General features: G+C 62.0%; 6 protein-coding genes and 1 pseudogene. All 7 read left to right on the forward strand.

Annotation, left to right across the window (positions count from 1 at the left end):
• Window positions 1-793, forward strand: a pseudogene (gene adh, locus EN935_RS21675) (aldehyde dehydrogenase); the annotation flags it as partial.
• A gap of 122 nt (window positions 794-915) precedes the next feature.
• Window positions 916-1,287, forward strand: coding sequence for a DUF779 domain-containing protein (locus tag EN935_RS21680; protein WP_109672355.1), 372 nt, complete (start codon window positions 916-918; stop codon window positions 1,285-1,287).
• A gap of 31 nt (window positions 1,288-1,318) precedes the next feature.
• On the forward strand, window positions 1,319-1,693 hold the full coding sequence (crcB, locus tag EN935_RS21685; RefSeq protein ID WP_109672258.1) for a fluoride efflux transporter CrcB: 375 nt from the start codon (window positions 1,319-1,321) through the stop codon (window positions 1,691-1,693).
• Window positions 1,694-1,753: 60 nt separating this feature from the next.
• Window positions 1,754-2,734 (forward strand): RluA family pseudouridine synthase, encoded by a 981-nt coding sequence (locus EN935_RS21690; protein ID WP_109672261.1) that lies wholly within the window; start codon window positions 1,754-1,756, stop codon window positions 2,732-2,734.
• 2 nt (window positions 2,735-2,736) lie between these two features.
• Entirely contained in the window at window positions 2,737-3,654 is a 918-nt protein-coding gene (locus tag EN935_RS21695) for a DMT family transporter (RefSeq protein WP_127264818.1), read from the forward strand.
• Window positions 3,655-3,665: 11 nt separating this feature from the next.
• The gene (locus EN935_RS21700; RefSeq protein ID WP_109672266.1) at window positions 3,666-4,457 is read left to right on the forward strand and encodes an ATP12 family chaperone protein; all 792 of its coding nucleotides are present in this window, start codon (window positions 3,666-3,668) and stop codon (window positions 4,455-4,457) included.
• 194 nt (window positions 4,458-4,651) lie between these two features.
• A partial coding sequence (locus EN935_RS21705; RefSeq protein ID WP_164771253.1) for an MFS transporter occupies window positions 4,652-5,080 on the forward strand: 429 nt, incomplete at its 3' end.

A 5,080-nucleotide genomic window follows, 5' to 3' on the forward strand; every position in this document is an offset into this window, starting at 1 on the left:
GTTCGGCCGGCTGATCTCGCAATATGCGAGCCAGAACCTCATCCCGGTGACGCTCGAGCTCGGCGGCAAGTCGCCCAACATCTTCTTCCAGGACGTGACATCGGAGGACGACGACTTCTTCGACAAGGCGATCGAAGGCTTCGTCATGTTCGCGCTCAATCAGGGCGAGGTCTGCACCTGTCCGAGCCGGGCGCTGGTGCATGAGAAGATCTACGACAAGTTCATGGAAAAGGCTCTGAAGCGGGTCGAGGCAATCGTCCAGGGCGATCCGCTCGATCCGGCAACGATGATCGGCGCGCAGGCGTCGAGCGAACAGCTGGAAAAGATCCTGAGCTATTTCGACATCGGCCGGCAGGAAGGTGCCGAAGTGCTGATCGGTGGCGAACAGAACCATCTGCCGGGCGATCTGGCGGGCGGCTATTACGTCAAGCCGACCGTGTTCAGGGGTCACAACAAGATGCGCGTCTTCCAGGAGGAGATCTTTGGGCCGGTGGTTTCTGTCACCACTTTCAAGGATGATGACGAAGCGCTGTCGATCGCCAATGACACGCTCTACGGCCTCGGCGCCGGCATCTGGAGCCGCGACGCGAATCGCTGTTACCGTTTCGGCCGTGCCATCCAGGCCGGACGCGTCTGGACCAACTGCTACCATGCCTATCCTGCGCACGCCGCGTTCGGCGGTTACAAGCAGTCCGGCATCGGCCGCGAGAACCACAAGATGATGCTCGATCACTATCAGCAGACCAAGAACATGCTGGTCAGCTACAGCCCGAAGAAACTCGGCTTCTTCTGATCGCCTCCCGAAGCGGCGCATGATCCTTTTCCGAACGATCATGCACGATCTGTGCAAGAGGCGCGGCTGACCGGCCGCGCCTCGGTGTCTTCTTGAAGAAGGCGCTCCTGATGGAGGACGGCATGCTCGACAAGGTTTCCCTGGGAAAAGTCTCAGTCACGCCGGCAGCCAGAACCTTTCTAGCTGAAATCATCGCTGACCATGGTCCGGTGTTGTTTCACCAGTCGGGCGGTTGTTGTGATGGCTCCTCGCCCATGTGCTATCCCCAGGGGGATTTCATCGTCGGTGACAATGATGTGCTGCTCGGCGAGATCGACAAGACGCCGGTCTATATCAGCGCTTCACAATATGAGGTGTGGAAGCACACCGATCTCATCATCGACGTCGTGCCGGGCAGGGGTGGCATGTTCTCGCTCGACAACGGGCGCGAGCGGCGGTTCCTGACGCGTTCAACTGTTTGCGCGGTGCCTGCGCCTACGCAAACAGGGGATTGACCTCGCCGTCCCGTCAGGGGCAGTAACGGTCATGTTCAATCTGCTTCTCGTTGTGGTCGGCGGCGGCATCGGCGCCGGTATTCGTCATCTCACCAGCATGGGCGCGCTGCGCCTTGTCGGCCCCAACTATCCCTGGGGCACGATGGCCATCAACATCGCCGGCTCGTTCGCCATGGGCCTGTTCATCGCCATCTTGGCGCGCCGCGGCGGATCGAACGAGCTCAGGCTGTTCATTGCCACCGGCATCCTCGGCGGCTTCACCACTTTTTCCGCGTTCTCGCTCGATTTCGCGACGCTTTGGGAGCGGGGAGCCACGTTGCCGGCGTTCGGATATGCCCTTGCCAGTGTCATTGGCGCCATTATCGCCCTGTTTCTGGGACTTTGGCTCGCAAGAACCGTTTCATAATGCTATTGCCGCGCCGAGAGCAGGCCGAGCCCTGCTTGGGAAACGGATAAGCGAAAAGATATGGCAGGCGTTGAACAGATTACGGTGGAGGCCGGCGAGGCGGGCATGCGGCTCGATCGCTGGTTCAAGACCCACTTCCCGGGCCTTGGTTTTGGCCACCTGCAAAAGCTGCTGCGCTCCGGCCAGATCCGCGTCGACGGCGGCCGCGTCAAGGCCGACACCCGTGTCGAGCCCGGCCAGATGGTGCGCGTGCCGCCGCTTGAGGTGGACAAGAAGGGCGAGAGCGCGCTGACCGGTCACTCGATCCGCAACCAGGGCGATGCCGATGTTCTCGCCAAGATGCTGATCCATGAAGATCCCAAGGTCTTTGTCTTCAACAAGCCGGCGGGCCTTGCCGTGCAAGGCGGCTCGGGCGTCACCCGCAATGTCGACGACATGCTGGAGGCCTGGCGCAACCAGAAGGGCGAGAAGCCGCGGCTCGTGCACCGGCTCGATCGCGATACCTCGGGCGTGCTGGTCGTCGCCCGCACCCGGCTTGCCGCCATGAAGCTCTCGGAAGCGTTTCGCGCCCGCGAGACCAAGAAGACCTATTGGGCGCTGGTCAAGGGCGTGCCGCCCAAGCGCGAGGACAAGATCTCGACCTGGCTGATCAAGGAGCCGACGCCGGACGGTGACCGTGTCCGTGTCGCCGCGCATGGCGAAAAGGGCGCCGACCACGCCGTCTCCTATTACCGCATCATCGAACAGGCGGCGCAGACGATGACCTGGCTGGAAATGGAGCCCTACACGGGCCGCACCCACCAGCTTCGTGTCCATGCCGCTTACATCGGCTGCCCGATCCTGGGCGATCCGAAATATTTCGAGGCCGACACCAACTGGGATTTCCCCGGCGGTATTCAAAACCGCCTGCATCTGCACGCCCGCCGCATCATCATTCCGCATCCGGACAAGGGTGTCATCGATGTCACCGCGCCAATGCCGCCGCATATGCGCCAGAGCTGGAACCTGATCGGCTTCGACGACGCCAGCGCGGAGGACTGATCTTGAGCGGCGCCACCGACACGCTCGACCGGCGCGACACGGTCGACCTGGCCGCCGCCGCCATCATGGTCGGTCTGACATTTTCCTGGGGGCTGAACTACGTCGCCGCCAAGGTCTCCTACGCCGGCTACGACCCCGTCTTCCTGTCGATTGCGCGCTCGATCATCGGCGGTCTTTGCGTCTTCGCCTGGTGCCGGTGGCGCGGCATAGCGCTTTTCACGCATGATGGGACATTGATCGCCGGCATCACAGTGGGCGTGCTTTTCGGCATCGAGTTCCTTTGCCTTTATGTTGGTCTGGAGCACACCACCGTTGCCCGCAACACGCTGCTGGTCAACACAATGCCGTTCTGGATGCTGCTCGGCGGCCATTTCCTGCTCGGCGAACAGATCACCCTGCGCAAGTTCCTTGGCCTGCTGCTGGCGTTTGCCGGCCTTGCCGCGGTTTTTTCCGACAAGCTTGGCGGTAGCGGAGACATGTTGTTCGGCGATCTCCTGAGTCTTGGCTCCGGATTTTTCTGGGCCTTGACCAACATTCTCATCAAGCGTTCGAAGCTGGTGGAGGCGAGTGCTGAAAAGCTTCTGCTCTATCAGCTCGCCGGTGCTGCAATCGTCGGCATATTGGTGCTGCCTCTCGCCGGTCCGCCTGTCCGCGACCCGACCGTGCTGCCGACTTTGGCTCTGCTTTTCCAGGCGGTCTACATCGTCGCCTTTACCTATGTGCTGTGGTTCTGGCTGCTGCGGCGCTATCCGGCGTCAGGCCTGTCCAGTTTCACCTTCCTGTCGCCGGTTTTCGGCGTTTTGTGCGGCGCCATGTTCTTGAATGAGCCGCTGACCATGCGCATTTTTCTGGCACTTGGCCTGATTGCTGCCGGCCTGATCATCGTCAACCGGCCGGTGCGCAAGCTGACGCCGGTGTGAGAGAGACTTCTATGCGTGATATCCTCAACGACCTCGAGGCGGGCAAATATCTCTCCGATCCCGATCCTGTGCGTCGCGCCCAGATCCAGATGAAAACGCATCTGCCGAAGCGCTTCTACAAGACCGTCTCGGTCGCGCCGGTGGAAGACGGCTTTGCCGTGCATCTCGACGGCAAGCCAGTGCGCACGCCGGGCAAGGCACTGCTGGCCCTGCCGACCGAGGCAGCAGCAGCGCTCGTCGCCGACGAATTCGCCGCACAGGGCGAGACCATTGATCCGGTGACCATGCCGGTGATGCGGCTTGTGAACACTGCTATCGATGGCGTCGCCAGCGATCCGCAGGCGGTGCTGGAAGACATTCTCCGCTTCGCCTCATCCGATCTGCTCTGTTACCGCGCCGACGCGCCGCAGGGGCTGGTGGAGCGGCAGAACCAGCATTGGGACCCGGTGATCGATTGGGCGAGGGCGACGCTTGGGGCTCGCTTCAATCTCGCTGAGGGGATCATCCATGTCGAGCAGCCACGCGAAAGCATCGCCGTGCTGGGCGGCCATCTTGCCCAGCGCGCCGAACCGCTGCGGCTGGCCGCCATCCACGTGATGACGTCGCTGACCGGTTCGGCGCTGCTGGCACTGGCTGTCGATTTCGGCGAGCTCGACGCTGAGGCTGCCTGGGCTGCCGGCCATGTCGACGAGGACTGGCAAATCGAGCAATGGGGGCAGGACGCCGAAGCGGTCGCGCGCCGCGCGGCCCGCAAGCGCGACATGATGGCCGCTATCGGCCTGCTCGAAGCGCTCAAGGGCTGACGGGTTTCGCCGCTCGCTCCGCTTCATCCCGCAGCGCACCTAATACCAAAGTCATAATCCCAAAGACGCGCTGCCTTTGGCGGCTGCTTTCTGTCATTTTTTCCGTGATGGCTGTGCTTGAGTCCGCGTTCGGAGGAGAACACGGACATTGTCGCGCAGTATCGAGGACAAGGGTCTCACGGGAGGATAACTCAATGGCAATGGCATCAACCGCCGGCGGAGCAAGCCGCGGCATGACGCGAGAGGAGAAGAAAGTCATCTTCGCTTCCTCGCTCGGCACCGTTTTCGAATGGTATGATTTCTATCTCTACGGCTCGCTGGCGGCCTTTATCGGCGCCACGTTCTTCAGCCAGTATCCCGAAGCGACACGCAACATCTTCGCCCTGTTGGCTTTCGCTGCCGGCTTCCTGGTGCGCCCATTCGGCGCGCTGGTGTTCGGCCGTATCGGCGATCTCGTAGGCCGCAAATATACGTTTCTTGTGACCATCCTGATCATGGGCAGTTCGACGTTCCTGGTCGGCCTGCTTCCAGGTTCCGCGAGCTGGGGCATCGCAGCCCCCATCATCCTGGTCGCGCTGCGCATGCTGCAGGGCTTGGCGCTTGGGGGCGAATATGGCGGTGGG

The sequence above is a fragment of the Mesorhizobium sp. M7D.F.Ca.US.004.03.1.1 genome (genome assembly GCF_003998635.1).
Classification (GTDB): Bacteria; Pseudomonadota; Alphaproteobacteria; order Rhizobiales; family Rhizobiaceae; genus Mesorhizobium; species Mesorhizobium loti.